Consider the following 22111-nt stretch of genomic DNA (forward strand, 5'->3'; position numbering starts at 1 on the left):
ATTGCGGGTTATTTTTTGAATTATAAGCTTATAAAATATCAATTTTCTTTAACCAAGCTAGGAATAATGTTGGCCATTGTGTTGTTTCAGTATTGGCTTTGCCTAAGCCCCAACCATGCCCACCATTTTTGAAAAGATGTAATTCATAAGCGATCTTGTGTTGCTGCAAAGCGGTTTGCATATTGAGGCTATTCTGAACAGGTGAAATCGGATCATCTATGGCATGGGCTAAAAAGGTTGGAGGTGTATTCTGTTTGACTTGTAAATCTACTGAAAACAAGATTTGTTTGGCTAAATCATGTTTTGAGCCAAATAAGCTTTTATAAGCATGGGTATGATCTAGCGGCGCTTGCATACTAATGATTGGATAGAGTAGCGCCACAAAATTAGGCCGAGCGGAAATTTGATCAATCGGATCATTTAAATTCGAAAATTGTTGTTGCCATTGTGTCGCAATGATTCCAGCTAAATGTCCACCTGCGGAGAAACCCAGTACACCAATTTTGTCTGGATCAATGTTGAATTGATGTGCTTGATAACGAATGATACGCAGTGCTCTTTGGCCATCTTGAAAGGGTGCAAGCAGATTATTGCCATCCTGATTAGGTAAGCGGTAGATTAATTCAAATACAGTAAATCCCTGTTCTTGTAAAAACTGTGCAGTTGGCGTGCTTTCTTTGGCCAATTCCTCTCTGGCATAACCCCCACCACTAATAACTAAAATAGCGATGTAATTGCTCTGTTTGGGGGAATATACGCGCAGTTGAGGAGAGGTGATATGCTCAATAGCACCATGCTTAATTAGCGTATATTGTTCACTGGATGGTGCCAGTGTTGCACTATTGGGCCACAGGGGAAGACTCAGTGTTGCTGCATCTACATTTTGGCTAAGCCAGAGGAAAATGAAGAAATTAAACACGAAATGATTTATTTTCATCCATAAAAAACCAAAAAATGTAGATGCTGATATTTTATCCTATTTTAAACAAGGCACATTCATCAACATATTTTAAAAATGTATGCTTTTGTGGATGAGGCAAACAACAACTACAATTTATAAATAAAAGCTTAGTTGTTTTAGTATGCTCAAAATTTTATTGCTTAGCTCACGTGAAAATCACATATACTCTAACTTCATGATTATTCTTTGAGTATCAATGGACATTGCATTTACTAAAATTTTAACTACGATTTTATTATTTCTTGTCACAGCTGTTGCAGAAATTTTAGGTTGTTATTTTCCTTATTTGATTCTGAATCAAAATAAAAGCCATTGGTTATGGATACCTACCGTTTTAAGTTTGGCGGTATTTGTCTGGCTATTAACCTTGCACCCGGCTGCTTCAGGGCGTATTTATGCCGCATATGGCGGTATCTATATCTTTAGTGCGCTGATGTGGCTGAAATTTGTCGATCAAGTCAGCTTAACTCGCTGGGATTTGTTTGGTGGATGTATTGTAATCATTGGGGCTTTGGTGATTATTCTGCAACCGCAAGGCTTGATTCGTTAAGTCTCCAACAGCATTATTCTAACGTATCTTGTGTTGTTTCAAGTTGATTGATCTTACATACTTTGGGAATTGCTTTACGATATGCAGCATAATCCTGTTTATATTGTTTAAACCATTTCTGATATTCAGGATTTAGCCTTAAATTGGCAAGATTGGGTTCATTTTCAAATGAGGATGGTTCTGTATTGTTCTCATCAGAAAATTCCAATTGTTTTAAGTAGGACAGTGCTCGATCCGTTTGACCAAGCAGCGCATAGAATTCAGCGAGGAACTCTTTTTCCCGTTGAGTTTGCTTACGATTCTTATTCACCACAGCTTCAATTTTAGCCTGATTATCACGCAACCATTTTTCAGCAAGTTTCGGGTCTTCACGATTGAGGAATTTAAAATACTGTTGCGCTAAAATAATAAAATTTCCTGCATCGAACGCTTGATTGGGATCAGATAAATAGTGAAATAAAGGCTTTTTAAGTATATTGATGAGGCGTTTTTGCTCATTCTGATCACGATGATATTTCTGTAATAGCATTAGTTTGTCACTGAGTACAGCATAATAATTTTTCTCATACTCCTCATTGTCTGGTTGCAACTTCATTAAGGTCTCAAATAATTGTTCAGCCTTTAGCAAATAGTTTAGACGTGGCGTTGGGTCTATGTTTTTCCGATAATACACTGACATTTGTGCATAGAATAAACCTAAATTATTGATTGCGATTGTATCGTTAGGATCACGTTTTTTTAACGCAAAATACGCCTGCTCAGTAAGTTCTTGAAAAGGCTGAGAGAGCGTGGTGCAGTGTTGTTCAAGCAAATATTCAGCATATCCAGAAGTCAGAATCGCATAGTTGTGTAAATAGACGGAATCGTTATATTCAATGTCTTTGGCTTTTAACAGTTTTTGCACATTGGGTTGGGCTTTCTGGATTTGAGCCTTAATCTGTGGTTCAAGTTTGGCAAGATTTTTGGTTGCTAATACTTGATCCGTTAAATCTTCTATGGCTTGAATCTCATCATCGTTGATATCTGCATAGCTAATTGAAGCGTTGAGTGATAATAAAAAAATAACAATTTTAATTTTCATTGTTGATTCTGCGTTTATCTATTCTTTGAAATAATTGTATACAAGCTAAGGAGAAACATCAAAAGTTGTTCTATTGGAATTAAAAAAGCATCCAGTAAACTGAATGCTTTTTCTTTCTTAGCGGTCATCCATGACTATTGAATAGGTGGATGCTGTAATTGGTTTAACTCTTTTTTACTGAAACCTCTAGAGATAAGTACCTTTTTAATCCCAGTAATTACATCCTGATCTGTCGCTTTCATCAACGCTGATAAAAGTTGATCATTGGATTTACAAGAGCAATCATTTTCAACACATGCAATTTGATTTTTATGTTCATTTTGCAATGTATCTTCAGCCGTAAACAGCTTTTGCCAAAAACTCATAGAGCCTTCATACACAACCTAACATAGTTCGAAATATAGCCGTTTTTTAATAAAATACAAGATCTGAGCGAAATAGATGGTCGAGTTATAGGCTGATTTTTTCGATGATTTGATATGTTTTAAACGGTTTGTTAAAAGGCCATGTTTTAAATGATTTATAACTTAATGATATATCAATAAATAATTTAAAGAAATAACTGCCACACTAATTTACATGGCAGTCTAATCTTGTAATAAATTGTTTAAATTTTTTCGAGAAGAACCCCAGATTCTACATGATGGGTGTAGGGGAATTGATCAAACATCGCAAATTTCACAATTTTATGAGTTTTAAGCAAGGTTTTTAAATTGTCGTGTAATGTATCTGGATTGCATGAAATATAAAGAATACGTTGAAAACCTTGCAATAGCATTAACGTATCGTCATCAATCCCTGCACGTGGTGGATCAACAAAAACTGTATCAAACTCATAGCCCTGAATGTCTATTTCTGCTTCTTGTAAACGGCGGAATTCACGTTCTCCGTTATAGGCCTGAGTAAATTCTTCTGCTGACAGGCGTGCAACTTGAATATTGTCGATCTGATTCTGTTGAATATTCCACTGTGCCGCATAGACCGAAGATTTCGCTAATTCAGTTGCCAAAACACGGTAAAAACTCAAGGATAAGGGAAGGGTAAAGTTACCATTACCACAGTACAATTCGAGTAGGTCTTTATTTTCGCCCTCTACTGACTGACACGCCCATTGCAACATTTTTTGGCAAACTTGTGCATTGGGTTGAGTAAAGCTACTTTCAATTTGCTTATATTGAAATTTACGCTCAAAGACTTGTAATTCTTCAACAACAAATTCATCGGTTAAGACAACTTTTTGTCCGCGACTGCGACCAATAATTTTAACATTCAGCTTATCAGCCAATTGTTTTGCTAAAACTTCCCATTCTTCACTCAGTGGCGCACGGTAAATCAATGAAACCAGCATTTCGCCCTTGAGCGTTGCTAGAAAATGCACTTCAAAAAGCCGTTTTGATAAGATTGAATTGGCTTTTAGCTCAGCCAATAAAACTGGCATAAGCTGATTTATACTTTGATCTGCGATCGGAAATTCATCGATACGAGCAACGGTTTTCTGTTGATTTTCATCTCGTTCAAACATGGCATAGAACATATCATCGTCAGTATGCCAAATTCGGAATTCTGCACGCATACGGAAGTTTTGTTCAGGTGAAGCAAATACTTCTAACGAAGGTGGATTAAATTCTGCGAATTGAGTTTGGATTCGTTCAATTTTGGCATCAAGCTGTTGTTGATAAGATGAAGTCATATAAATCAGAAAAACATTGGAATTAAGCAGTAGCGATGGTATCAAAAATAGCACCAGATGGACACCAGATTGCAGTCCATCTTTGTCAATTTATTTAGATCGGCTTGTCTATTGAAATAATCCTAGGATTCTTTAATCAAAGTGACGATGAAGATAAGTTACTCAACACTTACTTAAGTGCTTAACCAAATAGTCAATAAAGACTCTTACCGCAGGAAGTAAGCCTCGGCGAGAAGGGTAAACAGCGTGAAAGATCCCGTGTGGTGCTTTCCATTCAGGTAAGACACGAACCAATTCGCCTGTGGCGACAAAATCATTAGCAATCGTATCTGGAAGTAAGGCAATACCACAATTTTGGCTGGCTAATTTTGCCAGCATCATTAAATCCGACCCCATGAGTATCGGGTTAACTTTAATTTTTTTCTGTTGATTTTCACTATCATGTAACACCATTTGTTGATCTAAGTGCTCATCAACCATACTTAAAATTCGGTGTTCAGATAAATCTTCTGGTTTTTTGAGCATACCAAATTCATTTAAATAGGCTTGGCTTGCAAGAAGGTGCTGTTCAATATGTCCAAACTTTCTCAGCACTAAGCTCGGGTCATCGTCCAGATTTGCGCGCACACGCAAGGCAACATCAAAACCTTCATTGATGATATCTACTCGGCGATTACTGACTAAAAGTTGTACTCTGATTTCAGGATAAGTTTTTAAAAAGTCAGGAAGGATTTTGGACAATTCACTTTGCGCAACGGTCACAGGTACACTGACTTTAATCACACCACGTGGTTGTTCACTGAGATGATCAACCAGATCATGCGCTGATTGTGCTGCATTCATCATCACTTGGGCATGGCGGTAAATATTCATGCCAATGTCTGTAACTGCGAAATGACGTGAACTTCGTTGAATTAAACGAACCCCTAATTTTTCTTCTAAATTATATACACGGCGACTGAGCTTGGATTTAGGAATATCCGTTGCACGTTCAGCCGCACTAAATCCCCCATGCTCTACAACCAAACCAAAGCAGTAAAAGTCATCCAAATCAGTGAGCATAAATACATTCCATAATTGCAACAATGACGCACTATTAAACTTAATTGTTGCATCAAGTCAACTTGTTAATTGTGAAAATTTTCTAAGATTAGGCATTGCCTGTCATGAGAATATTTTGAACTTGCTTATATTCTTCTAATCTTAAAAGGTCTTTAGTGGTCGGATGTGGAATACGGGTGATATCCATGTTATCAGCAACATCTGCCAGTTTTACCACACGTGCAATTGGATTTTTTACTGCACGGTAGGCGGCTTCGATTCTAGATTCACCTTCTTTTTTGGTCAAGGCAACAACGGCATCGACAATTTCTTGACTAAAGCCAAGTGAGATTAAATCGACCACAGTGGTGTCGGTATCTTCTAAGATGTCGTGTAATACAGCAACAATCTGTTGATTGGGTGTTTTAACTTTGAACATCAACCTCAGAGGGTGAAAAATATAAGGCTGTTGCGCTTTATCTTTTTGGCCTGCGTGTTTACGAGCTGCTAAAGCAATCGCTTTTTCAATCGTTGACATAATATCCTTAGCTTTGTTTCGTGTATTTATAAAATATGAAAAGCAATTTTAGATTTATCTAAAACGAGTGTTTAATTTCCCTAACTCGTTTAAAATACAATTTTATTCTGTTCCAAAGCGTATGCCATTTCAACTGATCACTTTAGAAAATTCTCAAGAAAATGTTACATGCCCACATTGCCAACATGCGGTCATTGATTGGAATGAAGAACAATATCTACAACCGTGTATACATACCTTGTTTATTGCGATGGATTTGGGCTTTGAATATATTTCAGATGAATTTGAAGCGACCATGCCCCGTAGCGTCGATGAAATCCATGCTCATGATGATCAGGGATTGAATATTTTCAATGAATTATCTGAGAGTAATTATCCTGATTATCTGATTTATAAAACAAGCTTAGGTGTTGTAGGGGATCAAGATTTTTATCGTTATATTGGATTTAGCGCTTAAATTTTAAGATCGGTAGTCATTCATTTGTTTTTTAGCCTACTCTTATTAAAGATACTGTATAGGTATTAAAAATGGCGGAGTAGGCTTGTATTTTCTGTTGTAGGTGCTGTTCTTTTCATCTCCTACAAGCTGAGTTTTTTCATCACAATATAGAAGCTAAACTGCATTCTATAAATCTTCAACAAACTATTGTTTAACTTGAAATCGCGTTATTTTAAAAAAGTACTTTGTGATTGTTCAACTTCTGCCAATAACCATTCAACAAATTTAGCAATGAGAGGTGTTTGCTGTTGTTCTGCATAGACAAAATAATAGGCACGTGAACCTTTTAGCTTAATTTCTGAGGCGATAATTAAATCACCTGAGCGCAGTTCTTTTTCCAGTAGTTTTTGTGGAATAAGCGCAACCCCCATATGATGTATGGCTGCCACCGCAAGCATCGAAAATAATTCATGCCGTTGTCCTTCTAATGCAAAAGGATGCTCATAACCAGAAACTTCAAACCACTCTTTCCAAATATAGGGGCGTGTGGTTTGTTGGAGTAAGGGCAGCGTGGCAATCTCTTCCGCCGTTAAGCTTCGACGTAAATCTCCGGAAGGCCCTCTTAGCTCTGGAAAATGCTTAAAAATTAACTCAGCAGAACACACAGGAACAACATCTTCATTCATTAAATAGTGGACTTTTGCACCCGGCCAATTTTCAATTTGTGCAGGTGTACCTGTATATATTGCTGCATCAAAAATATGCTCACTGAATAAAAAGGGTTTGGTACTGGTCTCTAAATGAATGGTAATTTCAGGGTATATTTCATTGAACTTATACAGTCGGGGTAACAGCCAGCGTGTTGCAAATGTCGGTACAACCCCTAATTTTAGCGTACCGCCTAAACCTTTATGGCTCATTAAATCGAGTGTGCTTTGCTCAATACCCAATAAATGAGCTTTGATGTTTTTATAATAATGTTCACCCGCTTGTGTTAATTCAACGCCATGCCGTGTTCTGTTAAATAGATTGAGTCCTAAAAAATCTTCGAGTTGTTGTACTTGGCGAGAGATGGCACTTTGAGTAAGATGCAGCTCTTGAGCTGCAAAGGTATAGCTTAGATGCTTGGCAGCCGCTTCAAAACATATCAATGATTGTAATGAGGGAATCATTCTACGCATATTCATTCCTTGAATATCAAAGTTTAGTTAAGACTAAATTTAATCTATTCATATCTAGCAAAAAGAGCTTAAAGCAAAGCAGATGTTTGCAATGAAACTTTCATCAAACCACTTGGTTTTACCTCAAATAAAAACTTATAAGAGGACGTAAAGATGATAAAAATCTGTTAAAAAGCCTCGTTTAATACCAACATACTTAAACCGTAGTCATTGAGCGAGCCATATTATAAAAACACAAGATATGCGTAAATGGAATATCTGAGTGAGAATTAATCGTTTGAAAGTATGTATTTTCACACCTAACATCACTACTAAGACAACAAGATATGTTCAGCAAAGGATGCTATGAATCAAATGGTTAATTCTACAAAAACGGCACGCGTTCAATTTAACTGGCAAGACCCATTTTTATTGGAACAGCAACTCAGTTCTGAAGAACGCATGATTCGTGATGCTGCTTATGCCTATTCACAAGACAAACTGATGCCAAGAGTTTTGGAACAATTCCGCCATGAAAAAACAGATGCTTCTATTTTTCGTGAAATGGGTGAGTTAGGTTTGCTGGGACCGACAATCCCTGAAGAATACGGTGGTGCAGGTCTAAACTATGTCAGTTACGGTCTTATTGCCCGTGAAATTGAACGCGTAGATTCGGGTTATCGTTCGATGGCAAGTGTACAAAGCTCATTGGTGATGGTGCCTATCAATGAATTTGGTTCTGAAGAGCAAAAACAAAAGTACTTACCTAAATTAGCTACTGGCGAGTTTATTGGATGTTTCGGTTTAACAGAACCTGATCATGGTTCAGATCCAGGCAGTATGATCACCCGTGCCAAAAAGGTCGAAGGTGGTTATCGTCTGACTGGCGCAAAAATGTGGATTACCAATAGTCCAATCGCTGATGTATTTGTGGTCTGGGCGAAAGAAGTTTCTGCTGAAGGCAATGTCGGTGAAATTCGTGGCTTTATCCTAGAAAAAGGTTGGGAAGGACTTTCTGCGCCTACGATTCATGGCAAAGTCGGTTTGCGTGCATCGATTACTGGTGAAATTGTGATGGACAATGTTTTTGTTCCTGAAGAAAATGCATTTCCTGAAATTCGTGGTTTGCGTGGACCATTTACTTGTTTAAATAGTGCACGTTACGGTATTGCATGGGGTGCGATGGGGGCGGCAGAGTTTTGCTGGCACACTGCACACCAATATACGATGGATCGTAAACAATTTGGACGCCCACTGGCTGCGAATCAATTGGTGCAAAAGAAACTTGCAGATATGCAAACTGAAATTGCTTTAGGGCTGCAAATCGCATTACGTTTTGGTCGTATGAAAGATGAAAGCATTGCTTCTGTTGAAGGCACTTCACTGATTAAACGCAACAATTGTGGTAAAGCTTTAGATATTGCGCGTGTTGCTCGTGACATGATGGGTGGCAATGGTATCAGTGATGAATTCGGTGTCGCTCGCCATCTGGTCAATCTGGAAGTGGTCAACACCTATGAAGGTACCCATGATGTACATGCCTTAATTCTCGGGCGTGCACAAACTGGTATTGCTGCCTTTAGTAACTAAAATCAACTGTTTTAAAACAGGGATGCTTAAATCTAGCATCCCTAGTAGGATTTTTTGCCTTAAATTTTATAAAAACTAAGGTAAAAATAAATCAATGATAAAAGGATTCATCGTGAAAAATATCTGATTATTCTTTTAACTCTCATACTTAACTCTAGATTGATGCAATAAAAATAACAAAGAAATAAGTAGAGAGAAAGATAAAAAGTGACCGATGACTCATTTGGGAAAATGAGGTAGAGGAAAAATGAACAATGATGTTCGATCAGTTACAACTTCAACAAAATTATCCATGCCATCCAATATTGGAACCTTTGAAAAAATAGGCCCAAATACTTGGAAATGGGCACTTTTATTCGCCTATTTCGCTATGGTCGTTGATGGCGTGGATATCATGTTGTTGTCCTATAGCTTAACCAGTTTAAAAGGTGAGTTTGCATTATCTACTTTTCAGGCTGGCGCCTTAGGCAGTGCCTCTCTGGCAGGTATGGGAATTGGTGGAATTTTAGGGGGATGGGCATGTGATAAGTTTGGCCGCGTACGTACCATTGCCAATTCTGTATCGTTTTTCTCAGTTGCAACATGTTTGTTAGGCTTTACCCAAAGTTTTGAACAATTTATGGCATTACGATTTATTGGTGCGCTAGGGATTGGGGCACTTTATATGGCATGCAATACCCTTATGGCTGAATATGTTCCTACAACGTATCGGACTACGGTATTGGGTACATTACAAACCGGGCAAACCGTTGGATATATTGTTGCTACATTATTAGCTGGTGCGATTATTCCTGATCATGGTTGGAGAGTCTTGTTTTTTATCACGGTTATTCCAGCATTTATCAATATTTTCTTGCAACGCTTTGTACCTGAACCAAAGTCTTGGCAGCTCAACAAAATCAATCAGCTTCAAGGCAAAAAACCAGTTGAAGCTACAGTTCCCGAGAAACCGAAAAGTGGCAGTATTTATAAACAAATTTTTGCCAACTTTAAGCACCGTAAAATGTTTTTATTGTGGATGACTACGGCCTTCTTCTTACAATTTGGTTACTACGGAATCAACAATTGGATGCCAAGTTATCTAGAAACAGAAGTGCATATGAACTTTAAAAACATGACCAGCTATATGGTGGGTTCATATACAGCAATGATTCTAGGCAAGATCTTAGCGGGATATTTGGCAGATAAATTTAATCGTCGTGCGGTATTTGTGTTCGGTACTATAGCCAGCGCTGTCTTCTTACCTGTGATTATTATCTTTAATACACCAGACAATATTTTGTACTTATTGATCACTTTTGGTTTCTTATATGGCATTCCTTATGGCGTAAATGCGACCTATATGGCGGAATCATTTTCTACCGATGTCCGAGGTACAGCAATTGGTGGTGCATATAACATTGGGCGAGTGGGTGCAGCTATTGCCCCAGCAACCATTGGTTTCCTTGCTTCGGGCGGAACATTTATGACGGCATTTATCGTGATGGGTGCAGCTTACTTTGTTGCAGGGGTACTGCCTGGCTTATTTATCAAAGATCGTCAATATGACCCACAACAACAATAGTCAACGCTTGTTTAAACAGATTTAGTAAATCGTAAAATTGAGGGGTATTCACTTACTCCTGACATAGAGGTAAACATATGGGTGCATTACAAGGAATTCGAGTTTTAGATCTGAGTCGAGTACTTGCCGGTCCGTGGTGTGGGCAAGTTCTCGCAGATTTAGGCGCCGAAGTGATTAAGATTGAACGCCCTAAAGTTGGTGATGATACCCGTATGTGGGGCCCGCCTTGGATGCTTGATCAACAGGGTAAAGCGACACGAGAATCTGGATACTATCAATCTGCGAATCGCAATAAATCCTCCGTGGCAATTGATATGGCAACGCAGGATGGACAGCGATTACTACAACACATGGTGAAAACCGCAGATATTGTGATTGAAAACTTTAAAGCAGGTGCATTGAAAAAATATGGATTGGATTATGAAACCCTCAAGCATATTAATCCAAAATTGATCTATTGCTCTATCACTGGTTTTGGTCAAGATGGGCCGCGTGCAGAAGAACCGGGTTATGACTTTATCATTCAAGGTATGTCTGGCTTGATGAGTATTACTGGCGAGAAAGAAGGTGAGTTAGGGGCAAGCGCACAAAAAGTTGGTGTGGCGGTGGTTGATATTCAGACTGGGCTATATGCAACAATTGCGATTCAGGCGGCACTGATTTCTCGTCAGCAAACAGGTGTTGGACAATATATTGATATGTCTTTGTTGGATGTACAGGTTGCTGGACTCGCCAACCAAGGTATGAACTATTTAAGTTCAGGTATCGCACCTCAACGAATGGGTAATCATCATCCCAATATTGTGCCTTATCAGACTTTTAAAGCGCAAGATAAGGAGTTTATTCTGGCCTGTGGCAATGATAAACAATTTAAAGATTTATGTATTGCGATTGGAAAACCTGAATTGTTAGATCAACCAAACTATCTCCGTAATCAAGATCGGGTGAAATATCGTCAAGAATTGGTTGCTTTGTTGTCTGAATATTTTTTATCAAATACCGCGAAGCATTGGGTCGATGCAATTCATGCGATGAAAGTACCTGTTGGCGTGATTAATTCAGTTGCAGATGCTTTAGATGAACCCCAAATTCAATATCGTAAAATGGTGGTCAATATTCCACATACAGATAATCCTGATTTTAATGTGATTGGTTCACCGATTAAAATGACAGGAACACCTGTTGAATATCGTAATGCACCGCCACGCTTAGGAGAACATACCAAAGCGATTTTAGAAGAATTTTGTTCAGATGATGAATTGTTACAGTTAAAGCAACAAGGTGTTATTGAGGGTATTGGCTTATAGTCGGCTGATTTTAAAGAATATTGAAATCAACGCATAGGACCAATCAAAGTGATACCTTGATTGGGGTGCTGCAATGCCGCATTAATCATTCAAACCCTCCTTTTTAAGGAGGGCTGTTCTGAATTAATGATAATAACAATATGGAAGAATTACGCTGTAGTGGGAATAATCCGTTGTTGCATCAACACCTGTTGGGCAATATAAGGTTTTTCATCATCTTTAGGTTGAACTGCATGCCATTGATCATTGGCATCGAGTTCCCAAGCACGAATATTGTCCTTTAAATAACTGAGTAGCCCATATTCAATAATCTGTTTTTTAAGCTTTTTATCTTCAATTGGAAAGCAAGTTTCGACCCGAGAAAATAAGTTTCGACCCATCCAGTCAGCACTTGCGCAGTATAAGTCCTCATTGGCATTATTATAAAAATAATAAACACGAGTATGTTCTAGAAAGCGCCCGACAATAGAACGAACTCTAATATTTTCAGAAAGTCCTTCAATTTGTGGTCTTAAACAACAAATCGAACGAATAATCAGCTCTATTTTAACCCCAGCTTGAGATGCTTTATACAAAGCTGTAATCAGCTTAGGTTCAGTCAATGCATTGACTTTAATGATGATACGGGCTTTTTTACCCGCTTTTGCATGTGCTGTTTCTTGCTCAATCAAATGTAACAGCTGAGAGTGTAAGGTGAAGGGAGCATGAAAGAGTTTTTTTAACTTTAACAATTTACCCATACCTGTTAGCTCTTGGAAGATTTTATGTACATCTTCACAAATTTCATCATTTGTAGTCAGTAAACCATAGTCGGTATACATCCGTGCATTTCCAGCATGGTAGTTGCCTGTGCCAAGGTGTACATAACGTTTAAGTTTGTCGACTTCACGTCGCACAATTAAAATCATTTTGGCATGGGTTTTATAACCGACAATACCATACACCACAACTGCGCCAGCTTCTTGTAGAAGATTTGCGACGATAATATTGGATTCTTCATCAAAACGCGCACGTAACTCGATAATCGCTGTAACTTCTTTCCCATTGCGAGCAGCTTCTGCCAGCACTTGTACAATTTCTGAGTCTGGGCCACTACGATATAAGGTTTGTTTAATTGCTAAAACATTGGGGTCTTTTGCCGCTTCTTTGAGTAGATTGATAACGGGCTGGAAAGAATCAAATGGATGATGTAATAGCAAATCTTGCTTGCTTAATATTTCAAATATTTTATTTGAATTTCTTAAGGCTTTGGGAATAACGGCTTGATAAGGTTTAAACCTTAATTCTGGAATATCAAAATCAGTAATCAGACGTGTTAAATTGACAGGACCATTCACTTGATAAAGATGTTGTGGATCTAAATCAAATTGTTCTAGTAAATAATTATTAATTGAATTTGGGCAATTATCTGCGATTTCTAAACGAACTGCACGACCAAAACGACGTGAAGATAATTCATCTTTCAATGCCACTGCCAAATCATCGACATCTTCTGCCAAAGTTAAGTCAGCATTACGGGTGACACGAAATTGATAGCATCCTGTTGCCGTCATGCCGGGGAATAAATCACTGATATGCTGTTGGATAATGGCTGACAATAAAATGTAATGTTCTGCGCCGTCTGTGAGCTCGTTTGGTAAGCGTACAACACGCGGTAAGGAACGAGGTGCGGGTACAATGGCCAATTCAATCTGACGACCAAAAGCATCTTTTCCTTCTAAGGTGACAATAAAGTTTAAGCTTTTATTGACCAAGCGAGGGAAAGGATGAGCAGGATCTAAGCTAATTGGTGTTACAACAGGTTGTACTTGTTTAAAAAAGTAATTTTTAATCCATTCCGCGTGTTTTTCTAAAATATCATTATATTGGATGAATTTGACGCCATAATTTTCTAACTCAGGCAATAACACATGGTTTAAGGTGTCGTATTGCTCTTGAATCGCAAGATGTGCGTTATGTGAAATTTGCTCAAGAATGACTTCGTTTGGAATACCATCTGGCGCTGTGGTAATGGTTTTGAAGTCCAGTTGTTTCATTAATCCAGCGACACGAATTTCAAAAAACTCATCTAAATTACGTGAAAAAATAATGAGAAAATTCAACCGTTCAAGCAAAGGATGAGTTTCATCTTTAGCTTGGGCTAACACACGTTTATGAAATTCCAGTAAGGAAATTTCACGATTAATATAGCTGCTAGAGCTATGTTGAAATTCAGGCGTGGTTAAACTTTTTGAAGCGGGCATGATCTGCGTCATTTGAAACTGTCTTAACGACCTTGAAGGGCATAGTAAGTATTCTACATGACAAAATTGTTACAGATAGCTAAAATGTTAAAAATTGTCTTAATCTTAAACGATTAAAAAATATTAATTTTTTTTAATCGTCTGATCAGCTAGAAAAATAAAATCTGTTTAGACAAAATGCGAATTGATACAATGCACCAAGACAATATTATTACAAATTAAAATTTGCATTGCTCATTTTTGAGTTTTAGCTCATATGCTTTCTGTTCAGACATCAGTTTTATTTTTACATAATAAGGATTTTGACGTTGGAATTCATTTTCAAAAAGTAAATGACAATTTTCAAGCATTCCTTCCATCAAAAGTTGCTGAGTTTTTTCTTTACCCATGCTATTTGAGAACTGATTAAAATCTTTAGATGTAATTAAACCTTGCAAATCAACATGATCATGATACATATGAATTTTCTCAATCACTGTGTTTTGGTCGACTTGTACAGGCAGCACGCGAGAGTCTTCTTCACTTAACGCAGTTAAAACATCATCTAAATTTTGTTGATCTATAATTTTATAATCCTGTCCAATCAAATTCTTTTGAATCAAATAATCATCTAATTCAGTTGCATAACTACTTTGAGAAATGAGCATGTACATTGACATTGCGAATAAAGGAATTATTTTAAATTTCATTTGAATTATACACATATTAAAAATATGGATTTTATTATACTGAAACAAAAAATAAGCACCATAGTTGGTGCTTATTTATCTTAAAACAAAACAAATTAGTCTTTGTTTAAATTTTCATTGATTAAAAATTCAACCAAGGCTTTTTGTGCGTGTAGGCGATTTTCTGCTTCATCCCAAACCACAGCGTTTTTGTGATCCAGCATATTTTCAGAAACTTCTTCACCGCGATGTGCAGGTAGGCAATGCATAAATAGACAATCTGGATGTGCTAAATCCATTAATTTTTCATTCACTTGATACGCAGCAAACGCTTTTTCACGAATTTTTTGTTCTTCTTCTTGGCCCATACTTGCCCAAACATCTGTCACGATCAGATCTGCATTGACCGCTGCATCTTCTGCTGATTCAAAAAGTTCTACGCAATGTGCAAATTCTGAAAGAAATTCAGGTTTTGGTTCATAACCTTTTGGTGACGCGATTTTTAACTTAAAGCCCCACATATGCGCAGCTTCAATATATGAATTACACATATTGTTGCCATCGCCAATCCAAGCCACAGTTTTGCCATTGATCGAACCACGATGTTCAACAAATGTTTGTACATCCGCAAGTAGCTGGCAAGGGTGATGGTCGTCAGTTAACGCATTGATAACAGGGACTGTTGAATATTCAGCAAAACGTTCAACAATATCATGACCAAATGTACGAATCATCACGATATCAAGCATGCTCGATATCACACGTGCAGAATCTTCAATTGGCTCACCACGACCCAATTGAGTGTCGCGTGATGAAAGGAAAATTGCACTGCCTCCAAATTGGCTCATACCAGCTTCGAAAGATACACGAGTACGGGTACTCGACTTTTCAAAAATCATCCCCATGACTTTTCCAACAAAGGGTTGAAATACTTCGTTGTTGTGTTGTTTTCGCTTTAACTCTTGAGCACGTTCAATGATACGGTTAAGTTCAGCAGTGGATAAATCACGTAAAGTAAGAAAATGTCGTAGAGCCATGGTTACTCCACAATAATTGTTTAGTCAAAACCAATAGGGAAATTGACCAACAATTCATTGTTGGTGGTTGATGAAAATAAAAAGGAGAATCAGCTAATATACTATATGAATATGAAAACGCAAAAAAATTAGACCTTTTGATGGCCCTCTAAGAAGCGATCTACACAATAACTTACGCAATTGAATATTTCTTGATCAGATTCTTTGATTTCAATCCCCATTAAAATTCGCCATTCCAAATTTCTAAGAATTCCAAAATAAAATTGTGCTGAAAATAAAGGATTTGCACAGGTTAATATTTGATTTTCTACACAACGTTCCAAGGCACATGCAATAGAGTGTTGTACTTGCTTTGGTCCTTTTTCATGAATATAGACGGCCAATTGTGGGTCTTTTTGTGAACGTTCTAAGACCAAACGTATAAAAGCAATATTTTCAGGAATGATCATATGCTTATAAAAGTTAATCAAGGTATTGATCAAATATGCTCTGAGCTCATTCAACGCGGGGTTAAATGGAATGCAGATATCTTTAAAGAATAAATCACGACGATAGTCACAGATCGCTGTAAATAGACCTTCTTTACTACCAAAATATTTGTAAATCGAGGCTTTTGATCCGCCTGCATGATTCACGATGTCATCTAAAGATACCGCATCATAACCGTGCTCTAAAAAAAGATCGTTTGCACTAATCAGTAATGCCAAGCGACGTTCATGCCCACGTTTAGTTTGTGGAAAATCACATCCTGTAGCTTCAACTTGTGCTAAATCTTCGTTCATAAATTACTGAGGAAAAATGGGTTGTCACTATTATATCAAAGATGTCAATAAATTTCTTAGCAAACGTGCTATTGGAAAAAATGATTAAAAAAAGTGCATAAAAATGAAAAAATGAATCAAAATTCATTTTTCTTTGACTAAAGTTTTAGAGTAATATACCTAAATGGTCATATGCGAAATATAAATTATGGCTATACTCAAAACTCAATAAACAAGTGACCACTGTGGAAGGGAATATGACACAACAGACGTCTGCAGGCTTAAGATTTAGACAAGCTCTAGAAGTGGAAAAACCATTACAAATCATTGGTACAGTCAACGCTTATGCAGCGATGATGGCGAAACAGGTGGGTTATAAAGCCATCTATCTTTCAGGTGCTGGTGTGGCAAACTATTCTTATGGTTTACCTGATTTAGGGATGACCAGCTTAGACAACGTATTGGAAGATGTTCGTCGTATTACAGAACGTGTAGATACACCATTACTTGTTGATATCGATACAGGTTGGGGTGGTGCATTTAATATTGCACGTACAATTAAACAAATGATTAGTGCGGGTGCGGCAGCTGTCCATATTGAGGATCAAGTTGCACAAAAACGTTGTGGTCATCGTCCAAATAAAGAAATTGTTTCTCAACAAGAAATGGTTGATCGCATTAAAGCAGCAGTTGATGCAAAAACAGATTCGAACTTTGTTGTGATGGCACGTACAGATGCATTGCAAAAAGAAGGTTTGCAAGCCGTGATTGATCGTGCCTGTGCATGTGTCGAAGCTGGCGCAGATGCGATCTTTGCTGAAGCAATGACTGACATTACCATGTATAAAACAGTCTGTGATGCAGTAGGTGTTCCAGTTCTTGCAAATATTACAGAGTTTGGTGATACACCTTATTATACCACCCAAGAGTTAGCTGAACAGGGCATCAGCATGGTGCTATATCCATTGTCTGCAACACGTGCAATGCAAAAAGCAGCCCTCGAAGTTTTTCGTTCAATTCGTGAAAATGGTACACAAGTTAATGTACTGGATAGCATGCAACAACGAAAAGAACTTTACGAATTCCTTGATTATCACACTTTCGAAAACACCCTAGACAAACTGTTCACGCAGGAGAAATAATAAAATGGCTGAAGGAAAAGTACTTACAGGCGCTGGATTGCGCGGTCAAGTTGCAGGTAAAACAGCACTTTCTACAGTAGGTAAGAGTGGCGCAGGCTTAACTTATCGTGGTTATGATGTGCAAGACCTTGCGGAAAATTGCCAATTTGAAGAAGTTGCATACCTTATTTTCTTTGGTGAATTGCCTACAGCAGAACAGTTGGCGACATATAAAGCCAAATTAAAATCACTTCGCCAGTTACCGCAAGCTTTAAAAGAAGTGTTGGAACGTATTCCTGCTGATTCACATCCAATGGATGTGATGCGTACAGGGGTTTCAATGTTAGGAAATCTGGAAACTGAAAAATCATTTGATCAACAGCAAGATGTGGCAGATCGTATTCTTGCAACTTTGCCAGCGATCATTTGTTATTGGTACCGTTTTAGTCATGATGGTGTACGTATTGAAGAAAATACCGATGACGATTCAATCGGTGCACAATTCTTGCATTTACTACGTGGCGAAAAGCCAAATGAATTACATGAACAAGTAATGAATGTTTCATTAATTCTTTATGCTGAGCATGAGTTTAACGCGTCAACATTTACTGCACGTGTATGCGCTTCAACATTGTCTGATATGCACTCGTGTATTACTGGCGCAATTGGTTCACTACGTGGACCTTTGCATGGTGGCGCAAATGAAGCTGCGATGGAAATGATTGAAAACTGGACATCTCCAGAACAAGCCGAACGTGAAATGCTGGGTAAACTTGAACGTAAAGAAAAGATCATGGGCTTTGGTCATGCGATCTATAAAGACAATGACCCGCGTAATGGCATCATCAAAATTTGGGCTGAGCGTTTAGCAAAAGATGTTGGTGATACAGTGCTTTACCCAGTATCAGTACGTTGTGAAGAAGTGATGTGGCGTGAGAAGAAGTTGTTCTGTAATGCGGATTTCTTCCATGCATCTGCATATCATTTCATGGATATTGCAACAAAATTATTCACACCAATCTTTGTGATGTCTCGTGTTACTGGTTGGGCAGCGCATGTAATGGAACAACGTGCTGACAATCGTATTATTCGTCCAAGCGCGGATTATACTGGTCCAGAACTCCGCAAAGTTGTACCAATCACTGAGCGCTCTGCGGCGTAATGAATTGATCAAGATTGATAAAAGCAGTAAAAATAAAGCCTCTTAAGAGGCTTTATTTATTTAGGAAGCTGACCTGTAGGAAATAAAACAATAGCTTCTTCACGGCTATATCCTTCATCAAAAGGTAAGCTGAGTGATTCAAAAGTAATCAGCACCCCTTTGTTTTTTGGCAGTTCAAAAGCCTGTTTAAGTTTAATTTCTGGACTGTAACTGGTTAAATTCTGTTGAAGACTTTGATATTGCGGACTGGATATTGTAAATATCGAGGCATAAATTGTTTTAAATGAGTCAGAGCTTTCAGTATCAGATGGTCTTTGTTCGAGTAGATTAACGTTAAAGTCTTGAAGCACGATCTTTTTAAGCGGTTTAAGCTGAGTCTTTATGCTTGAAAGTTTTTGCTGAAAGGTTTGTTGATCTGTAATACCTGTAAAATTTTCATCGTATTTGAGCAGATCATAGCGTTTTTCACTCAGTGAATAGCGATAAACTCTTGGAATGTCATAGCTTGCTGAATTTTCAAGAATTAAAACCGCTTTTTTATCTGAATCATAGCCGAGGACTTCAAGTGAAATATTGCTATAACTTTTTGCAAAAGCGAGAGCGCTAAAACTGAATAAGAGCGTTGATGTGATTATTTTTAACACGATTTATCCTCATTATTGTATTGGTAAGAGCAAAACAGCATCTTCAACATCATAGCCTGTTTCTTCTGGAATGCCGAAATATTTAACCACAATCAGCAGCTTATTCTGATTTGGCACGACATAGTTCTGAGTGATTTTTATTGTTTTAGCATACTGTATAGCTTGTTGGTTTTTGCTTTTTAAAGAAGCTGTTGTAACTTTGTATATGGTTTTATATTGAGGAATCTTTTGGGATTGATCATGCCAAGCAGGGACGTAATGAGTTTGACTTTGCACCACTTGAATTTTTGCTGTATTGGCATTTCCTATAAGTAACGGTGTTAAACGCTTTTTAATTTTATTTAGGTCTTTTTCAAACTGGATAGCATCTTGATCATAGTCAATTTGATGCGTTTTGGGATTAATATATAACGATTGTACTTCAATCAACTTGTCAGGTGTTTTACTATTGAGCTGATAATAGTATAACTGTGGCAAGCGCCCACGCTCATCTTCATAGTGTCGTAACAGATAAAGTTTTTGTTGTTTTGCTTCATAACCCAATACTTCTATTGTTTGTCCACCACCGACAGTTGCATAACAATGTAATGACGTTGTAAGGATAGTGGTGGTGGTTATGTGTTTTAGAAATTTCATCCGCAAATATTCTTGATGTGTTTTAAGATATCTTGCTTAAATATTGTTTAGATTAAAATGGTGTTTGAGTAAAAATAAAAGCCAATATAAACTTAAAAAATGCGGAAGAATCAAAAACAGAAGATTAGGCTTCTTTTAACTATATAAATGCTAGATATAAAAAAGGAGATCATGATGATCTCCTTAATGAAATTTCGCTTGCAAATAATTAGAAATGTTCAGCAGTTGCTAAGTTCCACATTCTAAAATAGAAGTTTTCTTCATCTTTATTTTCACAACTGAGCAATTCGCCGTCTTTCATCCAAAAGTGCAATTGAGCATAGTTTTTGATTTCACGGTCATTGATTCGTTGTGCCAAATGATGTGCTTTAATCTCAGCAGGATGTTGTAAGCCAGCTGCAGCAATCATTTCCGCAAGCGCTTTTAAGGTGTTTTTTTGGAAACTAAACACACGGTCTGCTTTAGATGGCACATCAAGTGCTTTTTGACGTTCTTTGTTCTGCGTTGCAACGCCAACAGGACATTGGTTGGTATGACAACTTTGTGCTTGGATACAACCCACCGCAAACATAAAGCCACGTGCAGAATTGACCCAGTCGGCACCCATAGCCATCGTACTGGCAATATCAAAGGCACTGATAATTTTACCACTTGCACCAATCTTGATTTGCGAACGTAAACCTGCGCCAATTAAGGTATTGTTTACAAATAGCAGGCCTTCACGTAAAGGCGTACCCATATGATCAATCAGTTCAATAGGGGCAGCACCTGTACCGCCCTCTGAACCATCAACTACAATAAAATCTGGGGTGATTTTGGTCAGCAGCATGGCTTTTACAATGCTCATAAATTGCCAAGGTTGCCCGATACACAATTTAAAACCAACCGGTTTACCGTTGGATAGCTCACGTAATTGCTGAATAAAATGCATCATTTCAATAGGGTTGCTAAAAGCAGAATGGGTTGCTGGAGAAATACAATCCACGTCCATAGAAACCCCGCGTATTTCGGCAATTTCTTTGGTGATTTTATCTTTAGGAAGAATACCGCCGTGCCCTGGTTTTGCCCCTTGTGATAGTTTGATTTCGATCATTTTGATCTGAGGCAAAGCCGCTTGTTGCTTAAATTTTTCAGGATCAAACTTACCATCTAAAGTACGGCAACCAAAATAGCCACTGGCAATTTCCCAAACAATATCACCACCCGGTTCCAGGTGATAAGGACTTAAGCTGCCTTCACCTGTGTCATGATAAAAGTTGCCTTTTTTTGCACCAGTATTTAAAGCAAGAATGGCATTTGCACTCAAACTACCAAAACTCATTGCTGAGATATTCATGATCGAAGCGCTATAAGGTTGTGAGCACTGATCATTACCAATACTAATTCTAAATGTATTAAAATCAGCAGGTGTTTTGGGTGTCATCGAATGGGTTAAAAAACGATAGTCATCTTGATAGACATCAATAATAGAACCAAAAGGCTTATCTGCATTTTCATTTTTAGCACGTTGATAAACTAAGCTTCTTTGTGCACGTGAAAAAGGTAAGGCATCATCATCAGATTCAATGAAATATTGACGAATTTCAGGACGGATATCTTCAAAGAAAAATCGGAAATGTCCCATTAAAGGGTAATTTCTTAAAATAGAATGCTGTGTTTGGATGATATCGGCAAAGCCAATTGCGGCCAGTATGGATGAAATAATCCAAGCTAAATTCAGTACAGTATCTGAAAAAAAGTAATAAATATAATGACCTTCGTTAAAGAAAATAATCCAAGTCAAATATAAAGATACAAATATACAAAGGAACCAAACGGAATAACGGGAGAAAAAAGTATTGAGAAGTTGATGTCGAATTGCTTGAGCAGGACTTGCCATGAAGTAAATATCTCATTCTTTATATAGCGCTAAATTGCC

At 37.7% G+C, this 22111-nt stretch carries 21 protein-coding genes; 7 read left to right on the top strand and 14 right to left on the bottom strand.

Annotated features, from left to right (window positions below):
- Positions 1-28: 28 nt before the first annotated feature.
- The gene (locus M2R48_RS09790) at positions 29-937 is read right to left on the bottom strand and encodes an alpha/beta hydrolase (RefSeq protein ID WP_262085984.1); all 909 of its coding nucleotides are present in this window, start codon (positions 935-937) and stop codon (positions 29-31) included.
- A gap of 220 nt (positions 938-1157) precedes the next feature.
- On the opposite strand from M2R48_RS09790, the gene M2R48_RS09795 reads away from it, so the two are divergent.
- On the top strand, positions 1158-1511 hold the full coding sequence (locus M2R48_RS09795) for a YnfA family protein (protein WP_004720731.1): 354 nt from the start codon (positions 1158-1160) through the stop codon (positions 1509-1511).
- A gap of 13 nt (positions 1512-1524) precedes the next feature.
- On the opposite strand, the gene M2R48_RS09800 is transcribed toward M2R48_RS09795, so the two are convergent.
- The 5 genes from M2R48_RS09800 to M2R48_RS09820 form a co-directional block, all read right to left on the bottom strand.
- Complete coding sequence (locus M2R48_RS09800) at positions 1525-2592, bottom strand: hypothetical protein (RefSeq protein WP_262085985.1); 1068 nt, start codon at positions 2590-2592, stop codon at positions 1525-1527.
- 134 nt (positions 2593-2726) lie between these two features.
- Positions 2727-2957, bottom strand: a complete 231-nt coding sequence (locus M2R48_RS09805; RefSeq protein WP_004720727.1) for a hypothetical protein — start codon at positions 2955-2957, stop codon at positions 2727-2729.
- A gap of 242 nt (positions 2958-3199) precedes the next feature.
- Positions 3200-4282, bottom strand: a complete 1083-nt coding sequence (trmA, locus tag M2R48_RS09810) for a tRNA (uridine(54)-C5)-methyltransferase TrmA (RefSeq protein ID WP_262085986.1) — start codon at positions 4280-4282, stop codon at positions 3200-3202.
- Between the two features lie 162 nt (positions 4283-4444).
- On the bottom strand, positions 4445-5344 hold the full coding sequence (locus M2R48_RS09815) for a LysR family transcriptional regulator (RefSeq protein ID WP_004821316.1): 900 nt from the start codon (positions 5342-5344) through the stop codon (positions 4445-4447).
- 88 nt (positions 5345-5432) lie between these two features.
- Entirely contained in the window at positions 5433-5861 is a 429-nt protein-coding gene (locus M2R48_RS09820) for an HD domain-containing protein (RefSeq protein WP_004720720.1), read from the bottom strand.
- A gap of 121 nt (positions 5862-5982) precedes the next feature.
- On the opposite strand from M2R48_RS09820, the gene M2R48_RS09825 reads away from it, so the two are divergent.
- Positions 5983-6318: a hypothetical protein gene (locus M2R48_RS09825; RefSeq protein ID WP_004720717.1), complete on the top strand. Its 336-nt coding sequence runs from the start codon at positions 5983-5985 to the stop codon at positions 6316-6318.
- A gap of 209 nt (positions 6319-6527) precedes the next feature.
- On the opposite strand, the gene M2R48_RS09830 is transcribed toward M2R48_RS09825, so the two are convergent.
- On the bottom strand, positions 6528-7481 hold the full coding sequence (locus M2R48_RS09830; protein ID WP_151803114.1) for a LysR substrate-binding domain-containing protein: 954 nt from the start codon (positions 7479-7481) through the stop codon (positions 6528-6530).
- 345 nt (positions 7482-7826) lie between these two features.
- Here M2R48_RS09830 and M2R48_RS09835 point away from each other — a divergent pair, with 345 nt between their 5' ends.
- From M2R48_RS09835 to M2R48_RS09845, 3 genes are all read left to right on the top strand, one after another.
- Positions 7827-9050, top strand: a complete 1224-nt coding sequence (locus M2R48_RS09835) for an acyl-CoA dehydrogenase (protein WP_262085987.1) — start codon at positions 7827-7829, stop codon at positions 9048-9050.
- Positions 9051-9297: 247 nt separating this feature from the next.
- Positions 9298-10614 carry an MFS transporter gene (locus M2R48_RS09840; RefSeq protein WP_034610301.1) on the top strand — a complete coding sequence of 439 codons (1317 nt, stop codon included), beginning with the start codon at positions 9298-9300 and terminating at the stop codon, positions 10612-10614.
- Between the two features lie 77 nt (positions 10615-10691).
- Entirely contained in the window at positions 10692-11921 is a 1230-nt protein-coding gene (locus M2R48_RS09845) for a CaiB/BaiF CoA transferase family protein (RefSeq protein WP_262085988.1), read from the top strand.
- 149 nt (positions 11922-12070) lie between these two features.
- Here M2R48_RS09845 and ppk1 read toward each other — a convergent pair whose 3' ends face one another.
- The 4 genes from ppk1 to M2R48_RS09865 form a co-directional block, all read right to left on the bottom strand.
- Positions 12071-14176, bottom strand: coding sequence for a polyphosphate kinase 1 (gene ppk1 / locus M2R48_RS09850; RefSeq protein WP_262085990.1), 2106 nt, complete (start codon positions 14174-14176; stop codon positions 12071-12073).
- Positions 14177-14382: 206 nt separating this feature from the next.
- Positions 14383-14853, bottom strand: a complete 471-nt coding sequence (locus tag M2R48_RS09855) for a hypothetical protein (RefSeq protein WP_004720706.1) — start codon at positions 14851-14853, stop codon at positions 14383-14385.
- A 95-nt stretch (positions 14854-14948) separates the two neighbouring features.
- Positions 14949-15869, bottom strand: coding sequence for an ornithine carbamoyltransferase (gene argF, locus M2R48_RS09860; protein WP_004720705.1), 921 nt, complete (start codon positions 15867-15869; stop codon positions 14949-14951).
- A gap of 128 nt (positions 15870-15997) precedes the next feature.
- Entirely contained in the window at positions 15998-16651 is a 654-nt protein-coding gene (locus M2R48_RS09865; protein ID WP_004720703.1) for a TetR/AcrR family transcriptional regulator, read from the bottom strand.
- Between the two features lie 236 nt (positions 16652-16887).
- Between M2R48_RS09865 and prpB the strand changes: the two genes are divergently transcribed.
- Positions 16888-17772 (top strand): methylisocitrate lyase, encoded by an 885-nt coding sequence (gene prpB / locus M2R48_RS09870; protein ID WP_004720700.1) that lies wholly within the window; start codon positions 16888-16890, stop codon positions 17770-17772.
- A 4-nt stretch (positions 17773-17776) separates the two neighbouring features.
- Positions 17777-18913, top strand: coding sequence for a 2-methylcitrate synthase (prpC, locus tag M2R48_RS09875; RefSeq protein ID WP_004821331.1), 1137 nt, complete (start codon positions 17777-17779; stop codon positions 18911-18913).
- Between the two features lie 56 nt (positions 18914-18969).
- On the opposite strand, the gene M2R48_RS09880 is transcribed toward prpC, so the two are convergent.
- From M2R48_RS09880 to M2R48_RS09890, 3 genes are all read right to left on the bottom strand, one after another.
- Entirely contained in the window at positions 18970-19557 is a 588-nt protein-coding gene (locus M2R48_RS09880) for a hypothetical protein (protein ID WP_262085991.1), read from the bottom strand.
- Between the two features lie 12 nt (positions 19558-19569).
- The gene (locus M2R48_RS09885) at positions 19570-20193 is read right to left on the bottom strand and encodes a hypothetical protein (protein ID WP_166782533.1); all 624 of its coding nucleotides are present in this window, start codon (positions 20191-20193) and stop codon (positions 19570-19572) included.
- A gap of 208 nt (positions 20194-20401) precedes the next feature.
- Positions 20402-22072: an FMN-binding glutamate synthase family protein gene (locus M2R48_RS09890; RefSeq protein WP_004821337.1), complete on the bottom strand. Its 1671-nt coding sequence runs from the start codon at positions 22070-22072 to the stop codon at positions 20402-20404.
- Between the last annotated feature and the right edge of the window lie 39 nt (positions 22073-22111).

It is taken from the genome of Acinetobacter sp. I-MWF, from assembly GCF_025433935.1.
GTDB classification, from domain to species: domain Bacteria; phylum Pseudomonadota; class Gammaproteobacteria; order Pseudomonadales; family Moraxellaceae; genus Acinetobacter; species Acinetobacter guillouiae.

Bases quoted from the DNA above. Each gene is read 5' to 3' on its own strand.
- M2R48_RS09790 (WP_262085984.1), bottom strand. From the start codon at position 937: ATGAAAATAAATCATTTCGTGTTTAATTTCTTCATTTTCCTCTGGCTT.
- M2R48_RS09795 (WP_004720731.1), top strand. From the start codon at position 1,158: ATGGACATTGCATTTACTAAAATTTTAACTACGATTTTATTATTTCTT.
- M2R48_RS09800 (WP_262085985.1), bottom strand. From the start codon at position 2,592: ATGAAAATTAAAATTGTTATTTTTTTATTATCACTCAACGCTTCAATT.
- M2R48_RS09805 (WP_004720727.1), bottom strand. From the start codon at position 2,957: ATGAGTTTTTGGCAAAAGCTGTTTACGGCTGAAGATACATTGCAAAAT.
- trmA (WP_262085986.1), bottom strand. From the start codon at position 4,282: ATGACTTCATCTTATCAACAACAGCTTGATGCCAAAATTGAACGAATC.
- M2R48_RS09815 (WP_004821316.1), bottom strand. From the start codon at position 5,344: ATGCTCACTGATTTGGATGACTTTTACTGCTTTGGTTTGGTTGTAGAG.
- M2R48_RS09820 (WP_004720720.1), bottom strand. From the start codon at position 5,861: ATGTCAACGATTGAAAAAGCGATTGCTTTAGCAGCTCGTAAACACGCA.
- M2R48_RS09825 (WP_004720717.1), top strand. From the start codon at position 5,983: ATGCCATTTCAACTGATCACTTTAGAAAATTCTCAAGAAAATGTTACA.
- M2R48_RS09830 (WP_151803114.1), bottom strand. From the start codon at position 7,481: ATGCGTAGAATGATTCCCTCATTACAATCATTGATATGTTTTGAAGCG.
- M2R48_RS09835 (WP_262085987.1), top strand. From the start codon at position 7,827: ATGAATCAAATGGTTAATTCTACAAAAACGGCACGCGTTCAATTTAAC.
- M2R48_RS09840 (WP_034610301.1), top strand. From the start codon at position 9,298: ATGAACAATGATGTTCGATCAGTTACAACTTCAACAAAATTATCCATG.
- M2R48_RS09845 (WP_262085988.1), top strand. From the start codon at position 10,692: ATGGGTGCATTACAAGGAATTCGAGTTTTAGATCTGAGTCGAGTACTT.
- ppk1 (WP_262085990.1), bottom strand. From the start codon at position 14,176: ATGACGCAGATCATGCCCGCTTCAAAAAGTTTAACCACGCCTGAATTT.
- M2R48_RS09855 (WP_004720706.1), bottom strand. From the start codon at position 14,853: ATGAAATTTAAAATAATTCCTTTATTCGCAATGTCAATGTACATGCTC.
- argF (WP_004720705.1), bottom strand. From the start codon at position 15,869: ATGGCTCTACGACATTTTCTTACTTTACGTGATTTATCCACTGCTGAA.
- M2R48_RS09865 (WP_004720703.1), bottom strand. From the start codon at position 16,651: ATGAACGAAGATTTAGCACAAGTTGAAGCTACAGGATGTGATTTTCCA.
- prpB (WP_004720700.1), top strand. From the start codon at position 16,888: ATGACACAACAGACGTCTGCAGGCTTAAGATTTAGACAAGCTCTAGAA.
- prpC (WP_004821331.1), top strand. From the start codon at position 17,777: ATGGCTGAAGGAAAAGTACTTACAGGCGCTGGATTGCGCGGTCAAGTT.
- M2R48_RS09885 (WP_166782533.1), bottom strand. From the start codon at position 20,193: ATGAAATTTCTAAAACACATAACCACCACCACTATCCTTACAACGTCA.
- M2R48_RS09890 (WP_004821337.1), bottom strand. From the start codon at position 22,072: ATGGCAAGTCCTGCTCAAGCAATTCGACATCAACTTCTCAATACTTTT.